Consider the following 23,024-nt stretch of genomic DNA (forward strand, 5'->3'; position numbering starts at 1 on the left):
GCTGCCCTGCACTGCCAAGCTGGCACCCGGGCGCGTCCTGCAATTCAGCGGCGAGGCAGGTTGGGACACTCGCTGACCGGCGTCGTGTGCCCGGCCGCCAGGCGCTGCGCGCATGCCGGCGCGTGGTCGCAGAACGTGCACCGGACTTCCGCCGCCCGGGTCGCCGGCAGGTCGTCCTGGGTCCTTGCCGCCTGCACCTGACGCCGGGCGGTGAACTTCCGCAGTTCCAGCGCGCCGGGATGCCGGAGCCTCCACCACTCGGGTTGCAGGTTCAGCCACAGCAGCGTGGCCGCACCGCCAAGAAGCGTCAAAATCACGAGAATCCCCAGAAGCTTGTCCATGATCGTTCCTTTCTGCCATCGTCGGCGGATGCAGGCTGGGCGGCCCTGCAGGTTCTGCCGTCTCCGCAGGCGCAGGCGATTTTTTGTTAGTCGCCTAACTATTAATCTAGGCCTGCCGCGGCCGGCCGTCAACCGCCGCGGGCGGCGTCCTGGACGAATGTTGATCTCGCGCAAACCCGGACGCACCCGCGCCGCCCTCCGACGCGGGGGATCCGCGGGTACGGCCGGAAGCGATCCACCGCTGCGGCCCTCCTCTCCCGCCGGCGGATGTCGTGCGCCGCAGACCCATCCGCGCCCCGAGGCACATGCAGGTACGGCCGGGGCACATGGCCGGTCGCTCCACGCGCGGCGGCGCGGCCGCCAATGCGCAGCGGCGCTGGGATCCGAGCCGTCCCGGCCGCGTACTCAGCGCAGCATGCGTCCGTTGTGCGTCATCACCAGGATGTCGGCCACGTCGATGCCGCTGGCGATCTTTCCCTCGGTCGGCGCGGAGAAGGAGACGCCGCCGAGGGACACCCCCTGCATCGCGCGCAGGGTGGCCTGGAGCGCGGGGCGCGTCAGCCCGGGTGCGCGCCGCAGGCCTTCCAGCAGCACCTGCGCGTTGATGTAGCCTTCGAACGAACTGAGGGACAGCCGGTCGTAGTTCCGGGCCTTCATCGCTGCCTGGTATTCGCGCGCCAGGGGAAGCAGCGTCGCATAGGGGTTCGGCACGACGCTGGAGAAGGCCGTGCCAACCGCATCGGCGCCCACTTGCTCCCACACCGAGCGCTCATCGACCGTGGAAAGGCAGACCATCTGCGCCCACAGTTTCGTCGCCACCTTGGCGCGGATGGCGGCGATCCCGGTCGCGGTCACGCCACCGACCACTACTACGTCGGCGCCGCTGCGCTCGATGCTCCGCGCCTGCTCGGTGTAGTCGGTGGCGTCCCGCGCATAGGGCACGGCGGCGACGAGCGGCAGTCCCTGCGCCTTCAGCACCGACTCGAACTGCGCGCGGAACGCCGTGCCCGAGTTGTCGGTCGCGTGCAGCACGGCGAAGCGGCTCCGGCCAATGGTGGGAAACAACGCGGCGATCGCGCGGGTCTCCGCGTCGAACGTCGCTCGCACATGGGTGACGATCTCGGTCCCCGGGCGGCGGAATGCATCGTTTCCGTGCAGCACGCCGACGATCGGCACGCCCGCGCGGGTCGCCGCCGGAATGGCGGCGCCGATGATCGGGCCGCCGAACAAAGAGGTCACCGCGACGACGGATTCCCTTGCCGCCAGCGACCCGATGGCCTCGACGGTCTTCTCGGCCTGGTACCCGTTGTCGATGGCCAGGAGCTTGACGGGCTGCCCCCGGATCCCTCCAGCGCGGTTCGCCTGTTCGAGCGCTCCGTCCACGCCCTGCCTGATCATCTCGGCCTGGCGCGCCTGTCCTCCCTGCAAAGGAAGCAGCATCGCGATCTGGATCTCGCGCGCCGCCGCCCGCGCTCGGAACGGCAATCCGACGGCCGCCGCTGCGAGCACCCCTCCGATGCACGAAAAGGTGCGGCGCCGCGCTCGGTCGGTACCCGTAGGTTCAGTGTTCATTGTCTGCCTCTCTCCATCATTGGTGCGCGCGATCGGTGCCGCAGCCCCACGCCGGCCGGTCGCGCTGACTTTTTGCGAGGCGACTCTAAACACTTTGTCGCGCGCTTGATAGATTGAGTCTCAGTCAATGTGAGTCCGCCGCGCGGGTGCGACTTCCGCACGGACAGAGGCCTGCATCGCCGGGCGGGGTACTGCCCGCATGCGTCCTGCATCTCGCCGAGGGCGGCTGCGCCGCACCGGGCCATATGCGCCGAAAGGCCGTGGCCTGCAAGGCTGTCACCACGGACGGCCCGGCGGGCATCGGACACGCCGAGCCGGGCCGACCGGGCCTTCACGCCGGCCGGAGGACTTCGGAGACCGTCAGCCGCACCAGGTCCAGCGTGGTCTTCTGGACCTGCGTGGCGGGGCGTTGCAGGCTGGTCGCCAGGGACAGCGCTATGCGCAGCGGCGGCGCACCGATGACCTGGGCGCTGTAGGCAGAAGGAACAGGCGAATTGAGCAGCGCGTTGCGCGGCAGCACCGCGTACCCGGCCCCGTCGGCCACCATGTCCAGGATGGCGGCGACCCCGTCGATCTCCAGCGCGATCTCGGGCCGGCAGCCGATGAGCGCCATCTCGGCTTCCACGTGCATGCGGATCGCGTTGGGGCGCGAGGGAATGACCAGCGGCAGCCGCGCGAGCTCGGCGAGCGCGATGGGGCCGGGCGGCGGGTCCTCGGCCAGCCCGCGCGGGCGGGCGCGCACGAGCAGCAGATCCTCGTCCATGAGGTGCGACACATCCACATCGCGCACCGGCTGGCCGTTGTAGAGCACGACGATGTCCAGGCGACCGCTGACCAGTCCTCTCAGGAGTTCGCTCGAAAGCCCTTCGCTGATCGAGAGCCGAGCCTCCGGCAATTCCTTGCGGAAGGCGCGCATGAGCGGCACCGCCATCGCGCGCGCCACGCTGCTGGGCAGCCCGATGGCGACGGCGCCCGAGACGCCGCCGCGCAGGCGCTCCATGTCCTCCCGCGCCCGGGCCATCTGGTGCAGGATGCCCCGCCCATGGTCGACCAGCAACCGGCCCGCCTCCGTGGGCGTGACGCCGCGGCCATTGCGCACCAGCAGGTTCTGGCGCAGCTCCACCTCCAGCAGGCGCACCTGCCGGCTCAGGGCCGACTGGGCCATGCCGAGGGCCGCCGCGGCATGGGTGAAGCTGCCCATTTCGGCGACCCGCACAAAGTACTCGAGCTGCTTCAGATCCATCGACAAATGAGATATCTGGTAGACCAATCCGCCACTTCTTGTATAGCTGGAATTGCAGCAGAATACCCCAAAATACTTAGCCACCAAACAATCCTATGAATGCTCCGCTTCGTGGAATCTCCTCCATGGCCACCCGCCAGGTGTTGGCCGAGCTGCTGGCCGCCTACGAGCAGCAGACCGGCCAGCGCGCAGCCATCGAGGCCGTGGGCGGCGTGGACGCGGCCAAGCGGGTGCAGGCCGGCGAGGCTTTCGACGTGGTGGTGCTTGCCTCTGACGCCATCGACAAGCTCATCGCGGCCGGCGCCGTCGTGGCCGGCAGCAGGACCGACTGGGTGCGCTCCGGCGTGGCCGTGGCGGTGCGCGCGGGCGCGCCGCTGCCCGACATCGGCTCGGAAGACGCAGTGCGCAGTGCCGTGCTGGCCGCGCGCAGCATCAGCTATTCCACCGGCCCGAGCGGCGTGGCGCTGGCGAAACTGTTCGAGCGCTGGGGCATTGCCGACCAGGTGGCCGGCCGCATGGTGCAGGCCCCGCCCGGCGTGCCCGTGGGCTCCCTGGTGGCACGTGGCGATGTGGAGCTCGGCTTCCAGCAACTGAGCGAGCTGCTGCACGTGGAGGGCATCACCATCGTGGGCCCGCTGCCGCCTGCGATCCAGATCACCACCATTTTTTCATCGGGCGTCGCTGCCTCCAGCCAGCAGCCCGAGGCCGCCAAGGCGCTGCTCGACTTCTTCGCATCGCCAGCGGCGGCCGAAGCCAAGCAACGCCAGGGCATGGACCCTGCCTGAACCCGAACACCAAGATCCAAGGAGCACAACGCAATGAGCCTCATCATCGACTGCCATGGCCACTACACCACGGCACCCAAGGCGCTGGAGAACTGGCGCAACCAGCAGATCGCCGGCATCAAGGACCCGGCCGCCATGCCCAAGGTCGCCGATTTGCAGATCAGCGACGACGAGCTGCGCGAGTCCATCGAGACCAACCAGCTGCGCCTGATGAAGGAGCGCGGCAGCGACATCACGCTGTTCTCGCCGCGCGCCAGTTTCATGGCCCACCACATCGGCGACTTCAATGTCTCCAGCACCTGGGCGGCCATCTGCAACGAGCTGTGCCACCGCGTCTCCACCCTGTTCCCCGACAACTTCGTGCCCGTGGCCATGCTGCCGCAAAGCCCCGGGGTGGACCCCGCGACCTGCATCCCCGAGCTGGAGAAGTGCGTCAAGGAATACGGCGCGGTGGGCATCAACCTCAACCCCGACCCCTCGGGCGGCCACTGGACCAGCCCGCCGCTGACCGACCGCCACTGGTACCCCATCTACGAGAAGATGGTGGAGTACGACCTGCCCGCCATGATCCACGTGAGCACCAGCTGCAACGCGTGCTTCCACACCACGGGCGCGCACTACCTGAACGCCGACACCACGGCCTTCATGCAGTGCATCCAGGGCGACCTGTTCAAGGACTTCCCCACGCTCAAGTTCCTGATCCCGCACGGCGGCGGTGCCGTGCCCTACCACTGGGGCCGTTTCCGCGGCCTGGCGCAGGAGATGAAGAAGCCCCTGCTCGAAGACCACCTGCTGAACAACATCTTCTTCGACACCTGCGTGTACCACCAGCCGGGCATCGACCTGCTGAACACCGTGATCCCGGTGAAGAACGTGCTGTTCGCCTCCGAAATGATCGGCGCGGTGCGCGGCATCGACCCCACCACCGGCCACTACTACGACGACACCAAGCGCTACATCGAAGCGTCGAAGATCCTGAGCGGCGACGACAAGCACCAGATCTACGAAGGCAATGTGCGCCGCGTGTTCTCCCGACTCGATTCACGACTGAAGGCAAAGGGGCTCTGACATGTACGAATTAGGCGTTGTCTACCGCAACATCACCCGCGCCGATCGCGCAGCCGCTGACGGCCTGGCTGCCCTCGGCTCGGCTACCGTGCACGAGGCCATGGGCCGCGTGGGCCTGCTCAAGCCCTACATGCGCCCCATCTACGGCGGCCAGCAGGTCAGCGGCACAGCCGTCACCGTGCTGCTGCAGCCCGGCGACAACTGGATGATGCACGTGGCGGCCGAGCAGATCCAGCCCGGCGACGTGGTGGTGGCGGCCGTCACCTCCGAATGCACCGATGGCTATTTCGGCGACCTGCTGGCCACCTCGTTCCAGGCGCGCGGTGCGCGGGCGCTCATCATCGACGCCGGCGTGCGCGACGTGAAGACCCTGCAGGAGATGAATTTCCCCGTGTGGAGCCGCGCCATTTCCAGCAAGGGCACGATCAAGGCCACGCTGGGCTCGGTCAACATCCCGGTGGTGTGCGCCGGCATGTGGGTCACGCCGGGCGACGTGATCGTGGCCGACGACGATGGCGTGGTCTGCGTGCCCGCCGCGCGCGCCGCCGAGACGCTCGAGGCCGCGCGCAAGCGCGAGAGCTTCGAGGGCGAGAAACGCGCCAAGCTCGCCTCGGGCGTGCTCGGCCTGGATATGTACAACATGCGCCCCGGGCTCGAAAAGGCCGGGCTGCGCTACATCGACTGAGGACCTACGCCATGCCCATCCCCGCATCGGCGCAGGACTGGCACATCGGCCTCGTCGGCTACGGCGAGGTCGGCCGCATTCTCTGCGAGGACCTGCGCGCCCAGGGGCTGCGCGTCTCGGCCTACGACCGCAAGCTCGGCGGTGCGCTACAACGGCCCTTGTTGGAGCACGCGCGGGCCCATGGCGTCGAGTTGCTCGACAGCCACGCCCGGCTCGCGGCCACTGCCGACTTCGTGATCAGCGCCGTCACCGCCAGCCAGACGCTGGACGTGGCCCGGGCGTGCGCTCCGCAGGTGCGCAAGGAAGCCTTCTATCTGGACTTCAACTCGGCCTCCCCGGGTGCCAAGCAGGCGGCCGGCGCGCTGATTGATGCGGCCGGTGCCCGGTACGTCGAAGGCGCGGTGATGACCAGCATTCCACCTTACCGCATCAAGGTCCCGCTGCTGCTGGGCGGCGCCTCGGCCAGGGCGCTGGCCGAGGCCATCGCGCCGCTGGGCTTCGTCGCCAAGGTCGTCAGCGACCGGCTGGGCGTGGCCTCGGCCACCAAGATGTGCCGCAGCGTGATGGTCAAGGGCCTGGAGGCGATGGTGATCGAGAGCTTCACGGCCGCGCGGCACTACGGCGTGGAGGACGCGGTCATCGCCTCGCTCCAGGAGACCTTTCCCGGCATCGACTGGGAGAAGCAGGGCGCCTATTTCTTCCAGCGCGTGATCGAGCATGGCCGCCGCCGCAGCGAGGAGATGCACGAGTCCGCGAACACGGTGCGCGAAGCGGGCATGCCCGCCTTCTCCGCGCAGGGCACAGCCGAGCGCCAGGCCTGGATGGCGGACCGCGCGGACGCCGGGTCGTTCGGCGAACGCGGCGCTCCGGGATTCGCGCGCGCCGCCGACTGGCGCGCCGAGGCCGACCGCCTGTTGCAATCTCTCAAGGAACCCACCGCATGAGCACTTTCACGAAAACCCCAGGCTGGCTCGACTGGTACGCCGGACCCAGCAAGCCCCGCTTCCAGGTGCCGCCCGGCAGCGTGGACGCGCACTGCCACGTGTTCGGCCCGGGCGCGGAGTTCCCCTACGCGCCCGAGCGCAAGTACACGCCCTGCGATGCCTCGAAGCACGAGCTGTACGCGCTGCGCGACCACCTGGGCTTTGCCCGCAACGTGGTGGTGCAGGCCACCTGCCACGGCGCCGACAACCGCGCCATGGTCGATGCCTGCCTGTCCAGCGGTGGCAAGGCGCGCGGCGTGGCCACGGTCAAGCGCTCGGTGACCGATGAAGAATTGCAGGCCCTGCACGCCGCCGGTGTGCGCGGCGTGCGCTTCAACTTCGTCAAGCGCCTGGTGGACTTCACGCCCAAGGACGAGCTGCTGGAGATCGCCGGCCGCATCGCCAAGCTCGGCTGGCATGTGGTGATCTACTTCGAGGCGGTGGACCTGCCCGAGCTGTGGGATTTCTTCACGGCCTTGCCTACCACCGTGGTGGTGGACCACATGGGCCGGCCCGACGTGACCAAGCCCATCGATGGGCCCGAGTTCGAGCTGTTCCTGAAGTTCATGCGCCAGCACCCCAACGTGTGGAGCAAGGTCAGTTGCCCCGAGCGCCTGTCGGTCACCGGGCCGAAGGCGCTCAACGGCGAGCAGGCGGCCTACCAGGACGTGGTGCCGTTCGCGCGAAAGGTGGTGGAGGAGTTCCCCGACCGCGTGCTCTGGGGCACCGACTGGCCGCACCCCAACCTCAAGGACCACATGCCCGACGACGGCCTGCTGGTGGACTTCATCCCCCACATCGCGCCCACGGCCGAGCTGCAAAAGAAGCTGCTCGTGGACAACCCCATGCGCCTGTATTGGCCCGAAGAGGCGAAGTAAGGAGAGCGCGCCATGTCCCTCGACAAACCCTACCTCGACGTGCCCGGCACCATCATCTTCGATGCCGAGCAGTCCCGCAAAGGCTACTGGCTCAACCAGTTCTGCATGTCGCTGATGAAGGCAGAGAACCGCGAGCGCTTCAAGGCCGACGAGCGCGCCTACCTCGACGAATGGGCCATGACCGAGGAACAGAAGCAGGCCGTGCTGGCCCGCGACCTCAACTGGTGCATGCGCACGGGCGGCAACATCTACTTCCTGGCCAAGATCGGCGCCACCGACGGCAAGAGCTTCCAGCAGATGGCCGGCAGCATGACCGGCATGACCGAGGAGGAATACCGCAACATGATGGTCGGTGGCGGCCGCTCCCCGGAGGGCAACCGTTTTCTCGGCGAGGACGGCGACGCCCAGCCGCAACACCAACCCCAAGGCAAGGCCGGCCATAAAACCACGGGCAGCAACTGACATGGCCAAGATCACCGCATCCGTCTACACCTCCCACGTGCCCGCCATCGGCGCCGCCATCGATCTGGGCAAGACCCAGGAACCGTACTGGCAGCCGCTGTTCGCGGGCTACGACTTCTCCAAGGAATGGGAAAAGGCCCAGAAGCCCGACGTGGTGTTCCTGGTCTTCAACGACCACGCCACCGCGTTCAGCCTGGACATGATCCCGACCTTCGCCATCGGTACGGCCGCCGAGTACCAGCCCGCCGACGAAGGCTGGGGCCCGCGCCCTGTGCCCGCCGTCCACGGCCATCCGGCGCTGGCGGCGCACATCGCGCAGTCCGTCATCCAGGACGACTTCGACCTCACCATCGTCAACAAGATGGACGTGGACCACGGCCTCACCGTGCCGCTGTCGCTGATGTTCGGTCAGCCCCCCCAGTCCGACTATCGCTGGCCCTGCAAGGTCATCCCGTTCGCCGTCAACGTGGTGCAGTACCCCGTGCCCTCGGGCAACCGCTGCTTCCAGCTGGGCAAGGCGATCCGCAAGGCCATCGAGTCGTTCGACGAAGACCTCAACGTGCAGATCTGGGGCACGGGCGGCATGAGCCACCAGCTGCAGGGCCCGCGCGCCGGCCTCATCAACAAGGACTGGGACAACCGGTTCCTGGACCGCCTCATCGCCGAGCCCGCCGAGCTGGCCAAGGTGCCGCACATCGAATACGTGCGCGAGGCCGGCAGCGAAGGCATCGAGCTGGTGATGTGGCTCATCGCCCGCGGCGCCATGGCCGACGTCGCTGGCGGACCTGCGCCCAAGGTGGTGTACCGCTTCTTCCATGTGCCCGCCAGCAACACCGCGGTGGGCCACCTGATCCTGGAGAATCAGCCCGCCTGAGGCTGGCTGATTTCGAATCAACCCGTAAAGGACCCCCACCATGACCATCAAAGTAGCCCTGGCCGGCGCCGGCGCCTTCGGCATCAAGCACCTGGACGGCATCAAGAACATCGACGGTGTCGAAGTCGTCTCCCTCGTCAGCCGCGACCTGGCCAAGACCCGGGAAGTGGCCGACAAGTATGGCATCCAGCACGTGACCACCAAGCTCGAAGACAGCCTGGCCATCAAGGAAGTGGACGCGGTGATCCTCTGCACCCCCACGCAGATGCATGCCAGCCAGTCCATCGCCTGCCTGGAAGCCGGCAAGCACGTGCAGGTCGAGATCCCGCTGTGCGACGTGCTGGCCGACGGCGAGAAGGTCGCCGCCCTGCAGAAGCAGACCGGCCTCGTCGCCATGTGCGGCCACACCCGCCGCTTCAACCCCAGCCACCAGTACGTGCACAAGAAGATCAAGGCGGGCGAGTTCAATATCCAGCAGATGGATGTGCAGACGTTCTTCTTCCGCCGCACCAACATGAACGCGCTGGGCCAGCCGCGCAGCTGGACCGACCACCTGCTGTGGCACCACGCCGCCCACACCGTGGACCTGTTCGCCTACCAGGCCGGCAGCCCGATCGTGAAGGCCAACGCGATCCAGGGCCCGATTCACAAGGAGCTGGGCATCGCGATGGACATGAGCATCCAGCTGCAGGCAGCCAACGGCGCCATCTGCACGCTCAGCCTCTCGTTCAACAACGACGGCCCGCTGGGCACCTTCTTCCGCTACATCGGCGACACCGCCACCTACATCGCGCGCTACGACGACCTGGTGCAGTCGCACAGCAAGGGCCCCGAGACGCCGGTGGACGTGAGCCAGGTCGACGTGAGCATGAACGGCATCGAGCTGCAGGACCGCGAGTTCTTCGCCGCGATCAAGGAAGGCCGGGAGCCCAATGCCAGCGTGGCACAGGTCCTGCCGTGCTACCAGGTGCTGAACGGCCTGGAACGGCAACTCAACTGAGTCCGCGCCATTTGGCACTGTATCGTTTCCACTGCCTGCACGGCAAGCGCCGCGGGCGTTCTTCCTGGGAGAAGCGCAATGCAGACACGCACCCTCGGCCCATTCGAAGTCAGCGCCATCGGTCTGGGCTGCATGAACCTCTCGCACGCCTACGGCGCGCCCGTCTCCGCCGACACGGGTGAGCGCGTGCTGCTGGCGGCGCTGGATGCCGGCGTGACGCTGTTCGACACGGCGGCGCTGTACGGCTTCGGTGCCAACGAGGAGTTGGTGGGCCGCGTCCTCCGGCCCCATCGCCAGCGCATCACCCTGTGCAGCAAGGGCGGCATGGCCGGCGTGAAGGGCGAGGACGGCGTGACGCGCCGCGTGATCGACGGCCGCCCCGCCACGCTGCGCAGCAACTGCGAGGACAGCCTGCGCCGCCTGGGCACCGACGTGATCGACCTGTACTACCTGCACCGCTGGGACAAGCAGGTGCCCATCGAGGACTCGGTGGGCGAGCTGTCGCGGCTGGTCGCGGCAGGCAAGGTGCGGGCCATCGGCCTGTCGGAGGTCTCCGCCGCCACATTGCACCGCGCGCACGCCGTGCACCCCGTCGCCGCCGTGCAGACCGAGTACTCGCTGTGGACGCGCAACCCGGAGATCGCGGTGCTCGACGCGTGCCGCGAGCTGGGCGCGGCCTTCGTTGCCTTCAGTCCCCTGGCGCGCGGCTTCCTCTGCGGCGAACTCGTGGACGTGGGTGCGCTCCACGAGAAGGACATCCGCCGCGCCATGCCGCGCTTCGCGCCCGAGGCCTACGCGGCCAACCTGAAGCTGCTGGACGGCTACCGCAGGATCGCGCGGGACGCGGGCTGCACCCCGGCACAGCTGGCCCTGGCCTGGCTGCTGCACCAGGGCGGCCACATCGTCCCCATTCCCGGCACCACGAGCGTGGAACACCTGCTGGACGACCTGGGCGCCGCCAACATGCGGCTGCACGCCGCGGTGATCGAGCGGCTGAACGTTCTGATCAACGAACTTACCGTGGTCGGCCAGCGCTACAGCGCGCAGAGCGCGAACGAGGTCGACACCGAAGCCTTCTGAACCGCGAAGGCCCCTGGCGTCCGCGAGCCCGCCTTCGCGGTGTTGCGGGCGCCCTGCTGCCGGTTCCACACGGTGCGAGGGCAGGAATGCCCAGGCGCGAGGTTGTGAGGTTCACCCCGCCCTCCTCCGGCGGTCGGGCCGCGCCCCGGACCGCGTCAGGGTGCTCCGGCGCGGGCCAGCAGGCGGCCGTAGCCTGGAACCCCCGGCAGCGCGCCAAGCTTGCGCATGCAGTACCAGGCCACCGCCGTGTTGCTCGTGACGACGGGCCGTCCCAGGGAACGCTCCAGGGCCTCGATGGTCTCGGCCGTCCGCACGGTGGTGCAACTGAGGACGTATGCGTCCGCCCGCGCATGGGCATGGCGCGTGGCGAACGCATGCCACGCCTGCGGCGCGATGGCCATCATCTCGCGGCCGGTGCGGCAATCCAGGCCGGCGTTGCCGAGGATCTCGAATCCATGCTCGGCGAAGTAAGCCGCCTCCCGGTCATTGACGGCCGCCGTGTACGGGGAGAGCAGCACCACGCGCCGCGCGGGCAGGGCCTGCAGCGCCGCCACCAGGGCCTGCGACGTGGCCACGCAGGGCAGCCCAGTCGCGGACTGGATGCGCGCGAGAATCGACGCCTCCAGCTCGGTGCTGTAGGTCGACACGGCGGTGCAATGGAACACCACGATGTCGACGCCCGCGTCCGCGAGCAGCTCGGCCGCCGGCTCGACATCCCGGGCCATGCCCAGCAGGCTCGCCTCCGAACTGTCCACGAGCTTCAGCCGCGTGACCGCGATGGCGATGTCGGCGGGAAGCATCGCGCGCAGTTGCGGCTCGGCGGCCTGGTTCACGGAGGGCAGCAGCACGCCGATGCGCCCGCCCGATCCGTAGTCGAGTGCTGGGGCGGTCATGCCGATGCGCCCTTCAGTTCAGCTTGAGCCCGAGCTCCTTGATCAGGGGCGCGTACTTGGCGGTCTCCCGCCGGATGGTCTCGTCCATCTCCTCGGGCGTGGTGCCCGCCGTCTCCAGACCGAACACCATGAGCTGGTCCCTGACTTCCTTGCGCTGCACGACCTCCACAACGTCCTTGTGGATCTTGTCGATGATCGCCCGCGGCGTGCCGGCGGGCGCGGACAGTGCATTCCACATCAACAGTTCGTAGCCCTTGAGCCCGGCCTCCGCCAGCGTCGGCACGTCGGGCAAGGCCGCGGAGCGGACCGGACCCGTCGTGGCCAGTGCACGGATCTTCCCGGACTGGATGTGCGGGACATTGGCGGCGATGCCGTCGAAGCTGACCTCGACGTCCCCCGAGAGCATTCCTTTGACGACCTCCGAGGCGCCGCGGTACGGCACCTGGACCAGCTTGATCCCGCTCTGCCGCGTGAACATCTCGCCTGCGAGCTGTGTGGACGTGGTGCTGGAGCCGTAGTTGATGCTGCCGGGCTGGGCCCGGGCGGCAGCCACCAGGTCGGCCACCGCCCTGAAGGGTGTCCGGTCGGTTGCGGTGAGCACCAGGGACTGGCGGGCGACGATCGAGATGGACGCGAAGTCCTTGATCGGATCGTAGGGCAGCCGCGAATACAGCGCCGGGTTCAGCGTGTAGGTCGAATCCAGGGGCATGAACAAGGTGTAGCCGTCGGGCGCGGCCCGGGCGGCCTCCTGCGCCGCGATCAGCGTGTTGGCCCCGCCCTTGTTGTCGACGACGACGGGCTGGCGCCACTTTTCGGACAGGCGTTGCGCGATCGCTCGGCCCAGCACGTCGGCGGGCCCACCGGCCGGGAAGGGCACGATCAGACGCACCGGCCTGGCGGGGAAGCTGGCCGCGGCCTGCGCCTGCGCAGCGGCGGGGAGGACCGGTAGCAGCAGCATCGGGACGAGCAGCGTGGCGCGCTGCGCCGCGCGGCGCAGCAGATGGAACATGGGCATGGGTGTCTCCTCTTTCTTTTGATCGCAGGGGGTCGGCGGCGCCGGGGCGGGCCGCTCAGAACCCGTACAACTGCTCGGGGTTGCGCACCAGGATCTGGTGGCGCTGTGCTCCGTCGGGCACCCAGGTCAGCATCTGGTCCAGCAGGTCCGTGGTGTTGGGCATCTCGCCCTTGAACGAGACGTGCGGCCAGTCGCTGGCCCATACCAGGCGGTCCGGCCGGGCGGCCAGCAGCGCCTGGACGTAGGGCACCATGTCCTCGTAGGGCGGAGGCAGCGCCGACATCCGGTAGCCGCAGGACAGCTTGACCCAGCACCGCCCCGTGTTCACCAGCCTCAGCAGCGCCTGGAAGCCAGGCTGCCCCACGCCGTCTCCCGGCCTGAGCGAGCCCATGTGGTCGATCACGACGTCGGTGGGCAGTTCGCGCAGGGTGGGCTCCATCTCGGCCAGCGGAGCTCGGCCCTGGTCATCCATGACGTGGAGCTGCACATGCCAACCCAGGCGGGCGATGCGCGCCGCCAGCGCGGGCATCTCGGCCAGCGGGACGGCACCTGCATGGCCGATGTTGTAGCGCACTCCCCGCACGCCGGCTTCGTGCAGGCGGTCCAGTTCGGCATCCTGCACCTCGGCCCGCAGCGCGACGATGACGCGCGCCGGCCGGCCCAGCTCGGCCACCGCCTCCAGGTGCCGCCGGTTGTCGGTGCCATAGCCGCTGGGCTGCACGAGCACCAGGCGCTCGACGCCCAGGGTGTCGTGCAGCGCGCGCAGCCGCGCCGGCAAGGCGTCGGGCACATCGAAGGCGCGCGTCGCGGCCACGGGATAGCGGTCGGCGGGGCCATAGACATGCACATGGCAATCCGCGGTCCCCGGCGGGCAGATCAGCCTGGGCTTGCGGGGAGCGGGATCGGGAGGCTGGCACAGCGGAATCTCCGCGGAAGCTCGCGCGCTCGTTGCAGGCGACGGGCCGCTCATTCGAAGATCCGATCCTCGTGCAGCACCACGGGCACTTCCTTGTTCTTCTCGGAATAGCCATCGAAGGGCTTGCCCTCCAGGTCGATGCGCGCGAGCACGTCGCTGTCGGGGTCGATGTGCGCGCCGATGCGCAGCATGACGAGTTCCTCGCGGTCTTCCTTGGCGTGGAACCAGTAGAAGGTGCCGGCCGGCAGCAGCACGCAATCGTTCCTGCCTGCCTCGCGCGTCTCGCCATTCGGCCCGTGGAACACCGCGCCGCCCTGCAGGATGACGAACACGTGGTCCTCGTTGGAATGCGCGTGGATCTCGTTCTCGCCACCGCTCGCGTAGGTCTTGAGCACCACGTTCATGTAGCGCGACGCGCCGAGGACCTGGTTGGTGCGGCCCTGCTTCGGCAACTGGGTCCGGATGTGGAAGAAGCTGGGCTGGCCCGGCTTGTTCAGGCGCGCCATCTCCGCGCGCCACTCCGCGGCGCTGTTGACGATCGGGGCGAAGCTGTGGCTGGGGCTGTTCGTGGTCATGGTGAATCTCCTTCGTGAATGTCAATCGATCCTGATGCCGGCTTCCGCGATGACGGGACGCCACCTCGCGGCCTCCGAGGCGATGAAGCTGCGCAGCGCCTGCGGCGAGCTGGCGTCGGCCAGCAGCCCGGCGCCCAGGAGCTTCTCCTGCACGTCCTTGGACGCGAGGGCTTGCGTCAGCGCGCGGTTGAGCTCGTCCACCACCGCAGCGGGCGTGCCCTTGGGCGCCAGCAACGCCATCCACACGTCGATGTCGGGCAGCTTGATCCCCACATCGGCCATCGATGGCACGTTGGGCAGCGTGGGGATGGGCTTGGCGCTCAGGCGCGCGAGCGGCCGCAGCGTGCCCTTCTCGAAATGGGGCATGGCGGTCGTGATGCCGTCGATGGTGAACGTGACGTCCTTGGTCAGCAGGCTCTGGGTCGTGCCCGCGCTGCCCTTGTAGGGCACCGAGACCACCTCCTTGCCCAGCGTGCGCTTGAGCAGCTCGCCGGAGAGCTGGGACGTGAAGGTGCCGAAGCCATAGCTCATTGCGGCGGCGCCGGCCTTGGACTGCGCGAGCAGCGCCTGCATGGACTGGGGTCCGGCCTGGTGGGTCATGACCACCAGGGGCGTGGTGGCCACCTTGCCGATCGGCTCGAAATCCTGGACGGGATCGTAGGGCAGCTTGGCGTAGAGGTACTGGTTCATCACCAGCGTGTTGTCGATGGCCATCAGCAGCGTGTAGCCGTCCGGCGCCGCCTTCGCGACGGCATCGGCGCCAATGATGGTGTTGGCGCCCGGCTTGTTGTCCACCACGATCGGCTGGCGCATCAACTCGCCCATACGCTGCCCGACGACGCGGGCCAGCAGGTCGGGGGGACCGCCGGCGGGGAACGGTACGATCATCCGGATCGGCCGGCTGGGATAGTCACGGGAAGCTGGTGCTTGTGCGTGCACCGGAATGGCGGCGCAAATGAGCGACACGGCGAGGGCCGCGGCGACCTGGAAGGTTTTCATGGGGTGTCTCCTGGGCGGTTGTCGATATCCGCGATTCGTTGTCGCGGACGATTTGTTGACCGCTGTCAATTCTGGGGGGCCGGTGCGTGCCCGGCAACGCAGGCTGGCCTATTCGCTGTATCGAAGAAATGAATTCGCCATGCTCCGCGCCTTTCGGAGGTCTCCGCCGTCGTCGGCGGTGGCCGGCCACAAAGGGACGCGTCGCCCTCCAGGGGCATGGGCCAGGCGTTCACGCCACGCGGCGCGCGGGCGACGACCGCCAGCATGGTCACCGCTGGGTGCAGGCACGGTTGCACGAAGCGCAGTTCGTGCTCGACATCAACGCGGACCGGTTCGGCGCTCCGGAGATCCTGGTCCTGCCCTTGCCCGCCGCGCTTGCCTGGCAGCGGGCGAGCGCATCCGCATCGCTGAGCACTAGGCCGAAGCGCAACGTGCAGTCCTGCGCGAGAAGGCGCCCGCCGTCGCTCAAAGCCCGGGCGGCGCGGCCGAACGGCACGCGCCAGCGCATCCGACGGTCCCGGGGATCGGCGGTCCGGGAGAGTCCATGTTCAGTGACTGCACGGACGACGCGACGGGCCCTCGGCCGCGGCGCGCGCTCACCAGGCCACCGCGCGAGCCGATCAAGGCGGCGCCGCCGCTCCGGGGCGCAGCTCCAAGCAGGCTCCTTGTGCCGCCCCCAATGCGCGCCACCTTGGCCACCGCCTCGGGCGCGGGACGGTCGGCCCGACCTCGCGCGGGAGACGATGCCCTTGCCCACCTTCTCGGCGCTTTCCCCGGGCAGGCGCCCGTGCACAAAAAAAGGCGCCGGGTTGCCCCGGCACCAAACCTTGGAGATAACAATGCGGGGATCCCGGCGCCCAGCCACCGCGGCCCATCGCGGGGCCGCAGCGGCGTGCCGCCGGTCGCCATCAAAAGTTGTGACGGACCCCCATGTAGATGTTGCGGGAGCTGCCGCTGGACGAGCCGACCAGCATGGCCGGGGCCTGGGCAGTGCCGGTGCCCAGCACGTACTGCGACCCGTTCTTGTTGCTGATCTGTCCCACGCCGAAGTACAGGCGCGTCCTCTTGGACAGGTCGTAGTCGCCGCCAAGCGAGATCCAGTTCGCGTCCCGGTTGCCCGTCAACGCCGTGTAGTCGGACCGGTCGTTGACGCGGGTGAACTGGGCAACGGCCGTGAACTGTCCGAACGGCACGCGCACGCCGAGGTTGGTCAGCCGGAATTCGCTCGTCGAAGCACCGGGCATGCGGGCGATTGCCCCGGTGCAGGTCGCGCAGGAGTTCTTCTCCACCGTCATGCCCAGGAAGAACTTGGCGAAGCGGGCGTCGTAGGAGCCGCCAACCACCATCGCCGAGACCTTGCCCGCAGCATCGTCCGGCCCCTCCTGCCGCTGGAAGCCCGCATTGAGGTCGAAGCCCCCGGCCTGGTAGCGCGCGGATGCGCCGTACCCGCGTCCGATCGTCGTCGAGTTCTCGCCGAAGGAGTACTGGCCGCGGAACTCGATGCCGCCCCAGCGCGGGGACACGTAGTTGACCGCGTTGTCCTGCCGCGCCGACACCCCCATCGGCAGCACCTGGCGCTGCGTGGTGGGGCTGACGTTTCTGGTGAGCGCGAGCAGCCCGCCGGCGCCTTCCCAGACGAAGGCGTCCACACTGCTCTGGACCATGTAGTACGGAGTGGGAATACGGCCCATCTGCAGCGTGCCGAACCGCGCATCGCTCAGGCCGACCGACGCCTCGCGCCCGAACGCGCGACCGCCTTGGCCGAGCGTGCCGTCGTCGAGGTTGATGCCCATCTCGAGGCGGAAGACGGCGGCAAGCCCTCCTCCCAAGTCCTCCACGCCGCGAAAACCCAGGTTGCTCCCCGCACTTCCGCCCGATACCAGCCGATTGACACTCGAGCCCCCCGATCTCGGCGAGTCCATCCCGGCATCCACCCGCCCATACATGGTCACGCTGCTCTGGGCATTGGCTGCGCCGCAAACGCACAGCAGCGCGGCGCATGCAACCGCATGCTTGGCCATTCCGTTCATAGTTGTCTCCTTCGTTGAACTTGGGGCTTGGCCCCGATTCCTCTTCTTCACATTGCGCCTGGCGTCTCATGGGAAAGCTCCACGCGCAGCCCGCCAAAGACCACATCGTTCGATGACTCGCGGGTTCATCGTGGTTCCTCCGGCTCGTTCAGTATAGATAGACGCCTAATCTTTTTGATAGTCGCCTAATCAAATTTTCCGGATTCAGAACGCCCGGCTGTGGCGGGCGTGCGACGCTTTCACGCCTGACCCGTTGGTGGCCGCGAAACACTGGCAGAGACCATCCCGCACGGCATCGGAACCAACCCGGATTGATTGGATGATCAATGCCTCGCGCCGGACTCCGCAGCATCCCGTCGGGTTCGAATCCCGTTGTCGCCGCAAGGAGCAATGGACGAACGAAGACGGTGCAACGTCGATTCACAACCGATGGGGTGCCTGGCCAGCGAGCCAGTCGCGCGCCGGCCTCTGCCCGCCGTTCACGGGCACGCGGGCACGTCCGCCAGCGGCGTTCTTCCAAGTTCCACGCGCTGCTTATCGGGCCATCGCCGGCCCGCTGCACCGGTGCGCGAGACCGTGGTCACCGTGCAGCGGCACACGGACATGCGGACCGGTTGTCAGGACAGTGCGGCGTCTTCACCAATGCCCGCGAGGCACGATGGAAGCCGAGCGCATTGGCCATGCGGGCGCACAGCGCACCTCCGGGCGCGAGAGCCCTGCGCACCCTGGAGGACAGGATGGCCACCGGGCGGCGCCGGTTGAACCATCGATCAACCTCGGGATGAACCCTAGCTCGCCACGCGGGCTGCCACGCCGCGTTGCTTCTTCATAGGTTGACCGCGCATTCAAGCTTGATGCACATCAACCTTGTTCCTAGGATCGGGATCTTCTTAGGGCACGTGTAGTTGCCTGCAACCGGAGACACCATGAAGAATCCATCAAGCCCCACTCGGCGCTCGCTGCTCGCGGCCGCCGCCATGATCGCCGCAGGCTTCGGCCACTCGGCCATCGCACAAGAGAACTATCCCACCAAGCCGGTCACCCTCATCGTGCCCTTCACTCCCGGCGGGAGCAACGACGTCATCGCCCGCGTGATCGGCCAGCGGCTCAGCCAGATCTGGAACCAGCCGGTCATCGTGGACAACAAGGCAGGCGCGGCCGGAAGCATCGGGACCGACCACGTGGCCAAGGCCCCTGCGGACGGCTACAAGCTGCTGATCACCAACAACAACACCATGTCCATCAATCCGGTGCTGTTGCCGAAGACGCCGTACGCCGTCGCGCGCGATTTCGCCCAGGTCACGCAACTCGGCGCGGTGCCGGTCGTGCTGGTAGCGAACTCGAACGTGAAGGCCACGACCGTGAAGGAACTCGTGGCGCTCGCGAAGGCCACTCCGGGCAAGCTCACTTATGCCTCGTCGGGCTCCGGCAGCCCGCAGCATCTGTCCGCGGAGCTCTTCAAGGCGATGACGGGCACCGACATCACCCACGTCCCCTACAAGGGCGCGGCGCCGGCCATCACCGACATGCTGGCCGGGCAGGTCGATCTGCAGTTCGGTGCCATCAACTCGCTGCTGCCGCACATCCGCACCGGGAAGCTGCGCGCGCTCGCCGTGGGTGGCACCCGGCGCGCCAGCCTGCTGGCCGATGTCCCGACCATGGCCGAGGCCGGCCTGCCCCAGTACGACAGCGAGATCTGGCTCGGCCTGGCGGCCCCCGCGGGGACCCCTGCGGCGGTCATCAAGCGGATCAACGCCGATGTCACCAAGATCCTGAACGAGCCCGAGGTGAAGGAGAAGCTCGCCGAGCAGGGTATCGAGACGCGGCCGAGCACGCCGCAGGAGATGACCAAGCTCGTCGAGAAGGACACCGCGCGGTGGGCGAGCGTCATCAAGAGCGCGGGCATCAAGGCCGATTGAGCGGAGCACCCATTGAATTCGAAGCAAGCCATTCCTTTGCGCCGCGACATTCCCGCAGCGGGCGCCGGCGCCGGCAGCCTGTGGGCCAGCGACGCCATCGCGGAGATGATCCGCGCGCTCGACATCCCCTATGTCCTCCTGAACCCCGGGTCGAGCTTCCGCGGTCTGCACGACAGCCTGGTGAACCACCTCGGCAACATCGACCCGCAGATGCTGGTCGTGCTCCATGAGGAGCATGCCGTCGCGATCGCCCATGGCTACGCGAAGGTCGCCGGAAAGCCGCTGGCGGCGATCGTTCACAGCAACGTGGGCCTGATGCACGCGTCCATGGCGATCTTCAACGCCTGGGTGGACCGCGTGCCCGTGTTGGTCCTGGGCGCGACGGGCCCGGTCGATGCGGCCAAGCGGCGCCCCTGGATCGACTGGATGCACACCGCGCAGGACCAGGGCGCGCTGGTGCGCGACTTCAGCAAGTGGGACGCGCAGCCGGCTTCCGTCGCCGCGTCGTACGAGGCGCTGCTGCGGGCCAAGCAGATCGCGCTGACCGCACCCGCCGGCCCCACCTACGTGTGCTTCGATGTCTCGCTGCAGGAGACGCGCATCGATGCGATCCCGGCGCTGCCGGACGTCAGCCGCTACCAGGTTCCCTCCCCCGCCGTGCCGGGCAGCGATGAGCTGGCCAGAGCCGCAGCGCTGCTGTCCTCCGCGGCCCGCCCGGTCATTCTGATGGGGCGGGTCTCCAGGTCTAGCGAGGGCTGGCGCCAGCGCATCGAGCTGGCCGAGAAGCTGAATGCGCAGGTCCTTACGGACCTGCGCGCCGGCGCATCGTTCCCCACCGACCATCCGCTGCACGCGGCCGTGCCGGGCGTCTTCCTGACCCCGGACGCGGCCGCCACGCTGCGCGCCGCCGACGTCGTGCTGAGCCTGGACTGGTACGACCTGAACGGCACGCTGCAGCAGGCGTGGCGCAACGAGAGCGTCGGCGCCAAGGTGATCCAGGTCTCGCTCGACCACTACAGCCACCGGGGCTGGAGCATGGACCACCAGGGCCTGCCGCCGGTGGACGTGTTCATGCCGGTGGAGCCGGACGTCGCCGTGCCCCTTCTCTGCGCTGCCTGCACCGAGCGCCCTTCGGCCCTCCAGGCCCCGAAGAGCCCGATGGCCATGCCCCCGGTTCCGCAAGACGGGACGATCAGCATCGCGATGGTCGCCGACGCCCTGCGCCGGGCCGCGGGCACGCAGCCCATCACCCTGATCCGTGTGCCACTGGGCTGGAGCGGCGAGATGGGCCACTTCCGCGATCCGCTGGACTACCTGGGCATGGACGGCGGCGCCGGCATCGGCTCCGGGCCGGGCATGGCCGTCGGCGCCGCGCTGGCGCTGCGTGGAACCGACCGACTGCCCGTGCTGATGACCGGCGACGGCGACTACCTGATGGGCATGACAGCACTGTGGACCGCCGCCAATGCTGGCGTTCCCCTGCTTACCATCGTCTGCAACAACCGGTCGTTCTTCAACGACGAGCTGCACCAGGAGCGGGTGGCCCGCGATCGCGACCGCCCGGTGCAGAACCGGTGGATCGGGCAGCGCATCGGAGATCCGGACCCCGATCTGGCCGCGCTCGCGCGCGGGCTCGGGCTGCAGGGCCTCGGACCGACGGACAGCCCGTCGGAGCTCGACGAGGTCCTGGCCCGCGCCGTCGCTGCGGTGCGCGATGGAGCGACCGTCGTCGTCGACGTGCACGTCACGCCGGGCTACAGCGCCGCGATGGCCTCCGGCATGACCCGCTCCCATGAGGACCAGGAAGGAGGCCAGCCATGACAGCGGCCCCCATCGTCCTGCCGGACAGCGGCGACCTGAGCCCCTACGTCCAGCGAGTCCTGCCCCGGTCGAGCGGGCTGTTCTGGGACGGCCGCTGGCATGAAGGAGCGGACCAGGCGATCGCGACCTTCAACCCGTCCACGGGCGAGCGTCTGGCCGACGTGACCTCGGCGGGTTCGGCGGAGGTCGACGCCGCGGTCGCCTCGGCGAAGGCCGCCTTCCCGGCCTGGGCCGAGACCCCGCCCCTGCAGCGCGCGGCGCTGCTGCGGGAGGCCGCGCGCCGCGTGCGGCTGCATTCGCGGGAACTGGCGCTGCTGGACGCCGCCAACTGCGGCAATCCCGTGCGCGCCATGCAGATGGACGCGGAGATCGCGGCCACCCAGCTGGACTATTTCGCGGGGCTGGTGCTCGAGATCAAGGGCGAGACCATCCCGACCGCGAACGGCGCGCTGAACTACACGCTCAGGGAGCCGCTCGGCCCCGTCGCACGGATCTTCCCGTTCAACCACCCGTTCATGTTCGCGGCAGGCAAGATCGCCGCGCCGCTCGCGGCGGGCAACACGGTCATCCTCAAGCCGCCGGAACAGGCGCCGCTGTCGACCATCCGGCTGATGGAGATCCTGGACGGCCTGTTCCCCCCGGGGGTGCTGAACTGCATCGCTGGCGGACGCGAGACGGGTGCCGCGCTGTCCGCGCACCCGGATGTGGCCGCCGTCGCGCTTATCGGAAGCGTCGGCGCCGGCAAGGCCGTGCTGCGGTCCGCCGCGGACACGATGAAGCGCACCTTGCTGGAGCTGGGCGGCAAGAACGCGATGGTCATCTATCCCGACGCGGACCTGCGCAGCGCGGTGGAGGGGGCCGTGCGCGGCATGAACTTCACGTGGTGCGGGCAGTCGTGCGGCTCCACGAGCCGCCTGTACGTGCACCGCTCCCTGCACGATGAATTCATGCAGCGCATGGCCGAGGAACTGGCGCGCAAACACCGGCCCGGCATCGCGACCCACCTGGACACGACGATGGGCGCACTGGCGAGCCGCGCCCAGTACGACCGCGCGCTGCACTACATCCAGGCCGGCATCGACGAGGGCGCCGTGCTCCTGACCGGCGGCCACGCGGCGCGCGATGCGCAGCTGAAGGACGGCCTGTTCATCGAGCCGACCATCTTCACGGGCGTGCGGCCCGACATGCGGATCGCGCGCGAGGAGATCTTCGGCCCCGTGCTCTCGGTGTTTTCCTGGGACGACGAGGACCGGATGCTGGTCGAGGTCAATGGCACGGAGCTCGGACTGACGGCCTCGGTGTGGACCACGAGCCTGAACACCGGCCTGCGCGCCGCCAAGCGGATCCAGTCGGGCTACGTGTGGGTCAACGAGTGTTCGGTGCACATCCCTGGCGCGCCGTTCGGCGGCTACAAGCAGTCCGGCGTCGGCAGGGAGGAGTCCAAGGAGGAACTGCTGGAGTTCACGCAGCTCAAGAACGTCAACGTGAAGCTCGGCTAGAGACCATGGTTGCTCGATAGGTTGCCAAGAGGCTCGTCGTCGGCATCGTGGATTGCGCGCTTTCGTGTACCGGGCAAGATGCGACGCGCTCTCCAGCCACGATCCGTATGAACACAGGTCTTCCTTCGCCTGTCGAGCGACCACCCTGTCCAGCGCCCGGCCCGCCGGAATGCTAAAGGGGCCCGCGCCATGCGGAACGCTGGTTCCGCCGCGCCCATCCACCGTACGGCCTGCCCCCAAGCGCAACTCGCATATCGCCTCGGGAAATCTCTCCTGCGAGTAGCCGGCCAGGTCGCTCCTCGAGCCCATCGACATCTGCGGCATGACGACGCAACACAGCTCCTCGAGGTCTGGGGCCAGGGCGTCGCTCCGCCCACGTTCAGTGA

General features: G+C 68.5%; 21 protein-coding genes. 12 read left to right on the forward strand and 9 right to left on the reverse strand.

What is annotated here, in order from left to right:
• Positions 1 to 44: 44 nt before the first annotated feature.
• The 3 genes from AC1RDS_RS14020 to AC1RDS_RS14030 all read right to left on the reverse strand — a co-directional run bounded on the left by AC1RDS_RS14020 (position 45) and on the right by AC1RDS_RS14030 (position 3,156).
• Positions 45 to 341, reverse strand: a complete 297-nt coding sequence (locus AC1RDS_RS14020) for a hypothetical protein (protein ID WP_017404926.1) — start codon at positions 339 to 341, stop codon at positions 45 to 47.
• A 405-nt stretch (positions 342 to 746) separates the two neighbouring features.
• Complete coding sequence (locus AC1RDS_RS14025; RefSeq protein WP_026062255.1) at positions 747 to 1,913, reverse strand: ABC transporter substrate-binding protein; 1,167 nt, start codon at positions 1,911 to 1,913, stop codon at positions 747 to 749.
• A 331-nt stretch (positions 1,914 to 2,244) separates the two neighbouring features.
• The gene (locus tag AC1RDS_RS14030) at positions 2,245 to 3,156 is read right to left on the reverse strand and encodes a LysR substrate-binding domain-containing protein (RefSeq protein ID WP_017404924.1); all 912 of its coding nucleotides are present in this window, start codon (positions 3,154 to 3,156) and stop codon (positions 2,245 to 2,247) included.
• A 125-nt stretch (positions 3,157 to 3,281) separates the two neighbouring features.
• On the opposite strand from AC1RDS_RS14030, the gene AC1RDS_RS14035 reads away from it, so the two are divergent.
• The 9 genes from AC1RDS_RS14035 to AC1RDS_RS14075 all read left to right on the forward strand — a co-directional run bounded on the left by AC1RDS_RS14035 (position 3,282) and on the right by AC1RDS_RS14075 (position 10,971).
• Positions 3,282 to 3,941: a substrate-binding domain-containing protein gene (locus tag AC1RDS_RS14035; RefSeq protein WP_017404923.1), complete on the forward strand. Its 660-nt coding sequence runs from the start codon at positions 3,282 to 3,284 to the stop codon at positions 3,939 to 3,941.
• Positions 3,942 to 3,974: 33 nt separating this feature from the next.
• On the forward strand, positions 3,975 to 5,009 hold the full coding sequence (locus tag AC1RDS_RS14040) for an amidohydrolase family protein (protein ID WP_059400368.1): 1,035 nt from the start codon (positions 3,975 to 3,977) through the stop codon (positions 5,007 to 5,009).
• 1 nt (position 5,010) lies between these two features.
• A complete protein-coding gene (gene ligK / locus AC1RDS_RS14045; RefSeq protein WP_059400367.1) occupies positions 5,011 to 5,694 on the forward strand; it encodes a 4-carboxy-4-hydroxy-2-oxoadipate aldolase/oxaloacetate decarboxylase in 684 nt (227 codons plus the stop codon).
• An 11-nt stretch (positions 5,695 to 5,705) separates the two neighbouring features.
• On the forward strand, positions 5,706 to 6,638 hold the full coding sequence (locus AC1RDS_RS14050; RefSeq protein WP_017407889.1) for a DUF1932 domain-containing protein: 933 nt from the start codon (positions 5,706 to 5,708) through the stop codon (positions 6,636 to 6,638).
• Positions 6,635 to 7,555, forward strand: coding sequence for an amidohydrolase family protein (locus AC1RDS_RS14055; RefSeq protein ID WP_059400366.1), 921 nt, complete (start codon positions 6,635 to 6,637; stop codon positions 7,553 to 7,555). The genes AC1RDS_RS14050 and AC1RDS_RS14055 overlap by 4 nt, the downstream gene beginning before the upstream one ends.
• 12 nt (positions 7,556 to 7,567) lie before the next feature.
• Positions 7,568 to 8,017 (forward strand): protocatechuate 4,5-dioxygenase subunit alpha, encoded by a 450-nt coding sequence (gene ligA / locus AC1RDS_RS14060; protein WP_059400365.1) that lies wholly within the window; start codon positions 7,568 to 7,570, stop codon positions 8,015 to 8,017.
• A gap of 1 nt (position 8,018) precedes the next feature.
• Positions 8,019 to 8,891 (forward strand): class III extradiol dioxygenase subunit beta, encoded by an 873-nt coding sequence (locus AC1RDS_RS14065; protein ID WP_059400364.1) that lies wholly within the window; start codon positions 8,019 to 8,021, stop codon positions 8,889 to 8,891.
• Between the two features lie 40 nt (positions 8,892 to 8,931).
• A complete protein-coding gene (locus AC1RDS_RS14070; RefSeq protein WP_059400363.1) occupies positions 8,932 to 9,891 on the forward strand; it encodes a Gfo/Idh/MocA family oxidoreductase in 960 nt (319 codons plus the stop codon).
• 78 nt (positions 9,892 to 9,969) lie between these two features.
• Positions 9,970 to 10,971 (forward strand): aldo/keto reductase, encoded by a 1,002-nt coding sequence (locus AC1RDS_RS14075; RefSeq protein ID WP_017404468.1) that lies wholly within the window; start codon positions 9,970 to 9,972, stop codon positions 10,969 to 10,971.
• 155 nt (positions 10,972 to 11,126) lie between these two features.
• On the opposite strand, the gene AC1RDS_RS14080 is transcribed toward AC1RDS_RS14075, so the two are convergent.
• The 6 genes from AC1RDS_RS14080 to AC1RDS_RS14105 form a co-directional block, all read right to left on the reverse strand.
• The gene (locus AC1RDS_RS14080) at positions 11,127 to 11,864 is read right to left on the reverse strand and encodes a maleate cis-trans isomerase family protein (RefSeq protein WP_017404467.1); all 738 of its coding nucleotides are present in this window, start codon (positions 11,862 to 11,864) and stop codon (positions 11,127 to 11,129) included.
• A gap of 13 nt (positions 11,865 to 11,877) precedes the next feature.
• Positions 11,878 to 12,879 carry a Bug family tripartite tricarboxylate transporter substrate binding protein gene (locus tag AC1RDS_RS14085; RefSeq protein WP_017404466.1) on the reverse strand — a complete coding sequence of 334 codons (1,002 nt, stop codon included), beginning with the start codon at positions 12,877 to 12,879 and terminating at the stop codon, positions 11,878 to 11,880.
• Positions 12,880 to 12,934: 55 nt separating this feature from the next.
• The gene (locus AC1RDS_RS14090) at positions 12,935 to 13,726 is read right to left on the reverse strand and encodes an amidohydrolase family protein (RefSeq protein ID WP_017404465.1); all 792 of its coding nucleotides are present in this window, start codon (positions 13,724 to 13,726) and stop codon (positions 12,935 to 12,937) included.
• A gap of 119 nt (positions 13,727 to 13,845) precedes the next feature.
• Positions 13,846 to 14,370: a cupin domain-containing protein gene (locus AC1RDS_RS14095; protein ID WP_017404464.1), complete on the reverse strand. Its 525-nt coding sequence runs from the start codon at positions 14,368 to 14,370 to the stop codon at positions 13,846 to 13,848.
• 21 nt (positions 14,371 to 14,391) lie between these two features.
• Positions 14,392 to 15,369, reverse strand: coding sequence for a Bug family tripartite tricarboxylate transporter substrate binding protein (locus tag AC1RDS_RS14100; protein ID WP_492227109.1), 978 nt, complete (start codon positions 15,367 to 15,369; stop codon positions 14,392 to 14,394).
• A gap of 908 nt (positions 15,370 to 16,277) precedes the next feature.
• Positions 16,278 to 17,399: a porin gene (locus AC1RDS_RS14105; protein WP_026062147.1), complete on the reverse strand. Its 1,122-nt coding sequence runs from the start codon at positions 17,397 to 17,399 to the stop codon at positions 16,278 to 16,280.
• A 926-nt stretch (positions 17,400 to 18,325) separates the two neighbouring features.
• On the opposite strand from AC1RDS_RS14105, the gene AC1RDS_RS14110 reads away from it, so the two are divergent.
• From AC1RDS_RS14110 to AC1RDS_RS14120, 3 genes are read left to right on the forward strand one after another with little or no spacing between them, the layout of a single operon-like run.
• On the forward strand, positions 18,326 to 19,318 hold the full coding sequence (locus AC1RDS_RS14110) for a Bug family tripartite tricarboxylate transporter substrate binding protein (RefSeq protein ID WP_026062146.1): 993 nt from the start codon (positions 18,326 to 18,328) through the stop codon (positions 19,316 to 19,318).
• 12 nt (positions 19,319 to 19,330) lie between these two features.
• Positions 19,331 to 21,139 (forward strand): thiamine pyrophosphate-binding protein, encoded by a 1,809-nt coding sequence (locus AC1RDS_RS14115; protein WP_059400360.1) that lies wholly within the window; start codon positions 19,331 to 19,333, stop codon positions 21,137 to 21,139.
• Positions 21,136 to 22,638 carry an aldehyde dehydrogenase family protein gene (locus AC1RDS_RS14120; protein WP_017404458.1) on the forward strand — a complete coding sequence of 501 codons (1,503 nt, stop codon included), beginning with the start codon at positions 21,136 to 21,138 and terminating at the stop codon, positions 22,636 to 22,638. The genes AC1RDS_RS14115 and AC1RDS_RS14120 overlap by 4 nt, the downstream gene beginning before the upstream one ends.
• Positions 22,639 to 23,024 lie beyond the last annotated feature (386 nt).

The sequence above is a fragment of the Acidovorax sp. GW823-FHT02H02 genome, assembly GCF_058797075.1.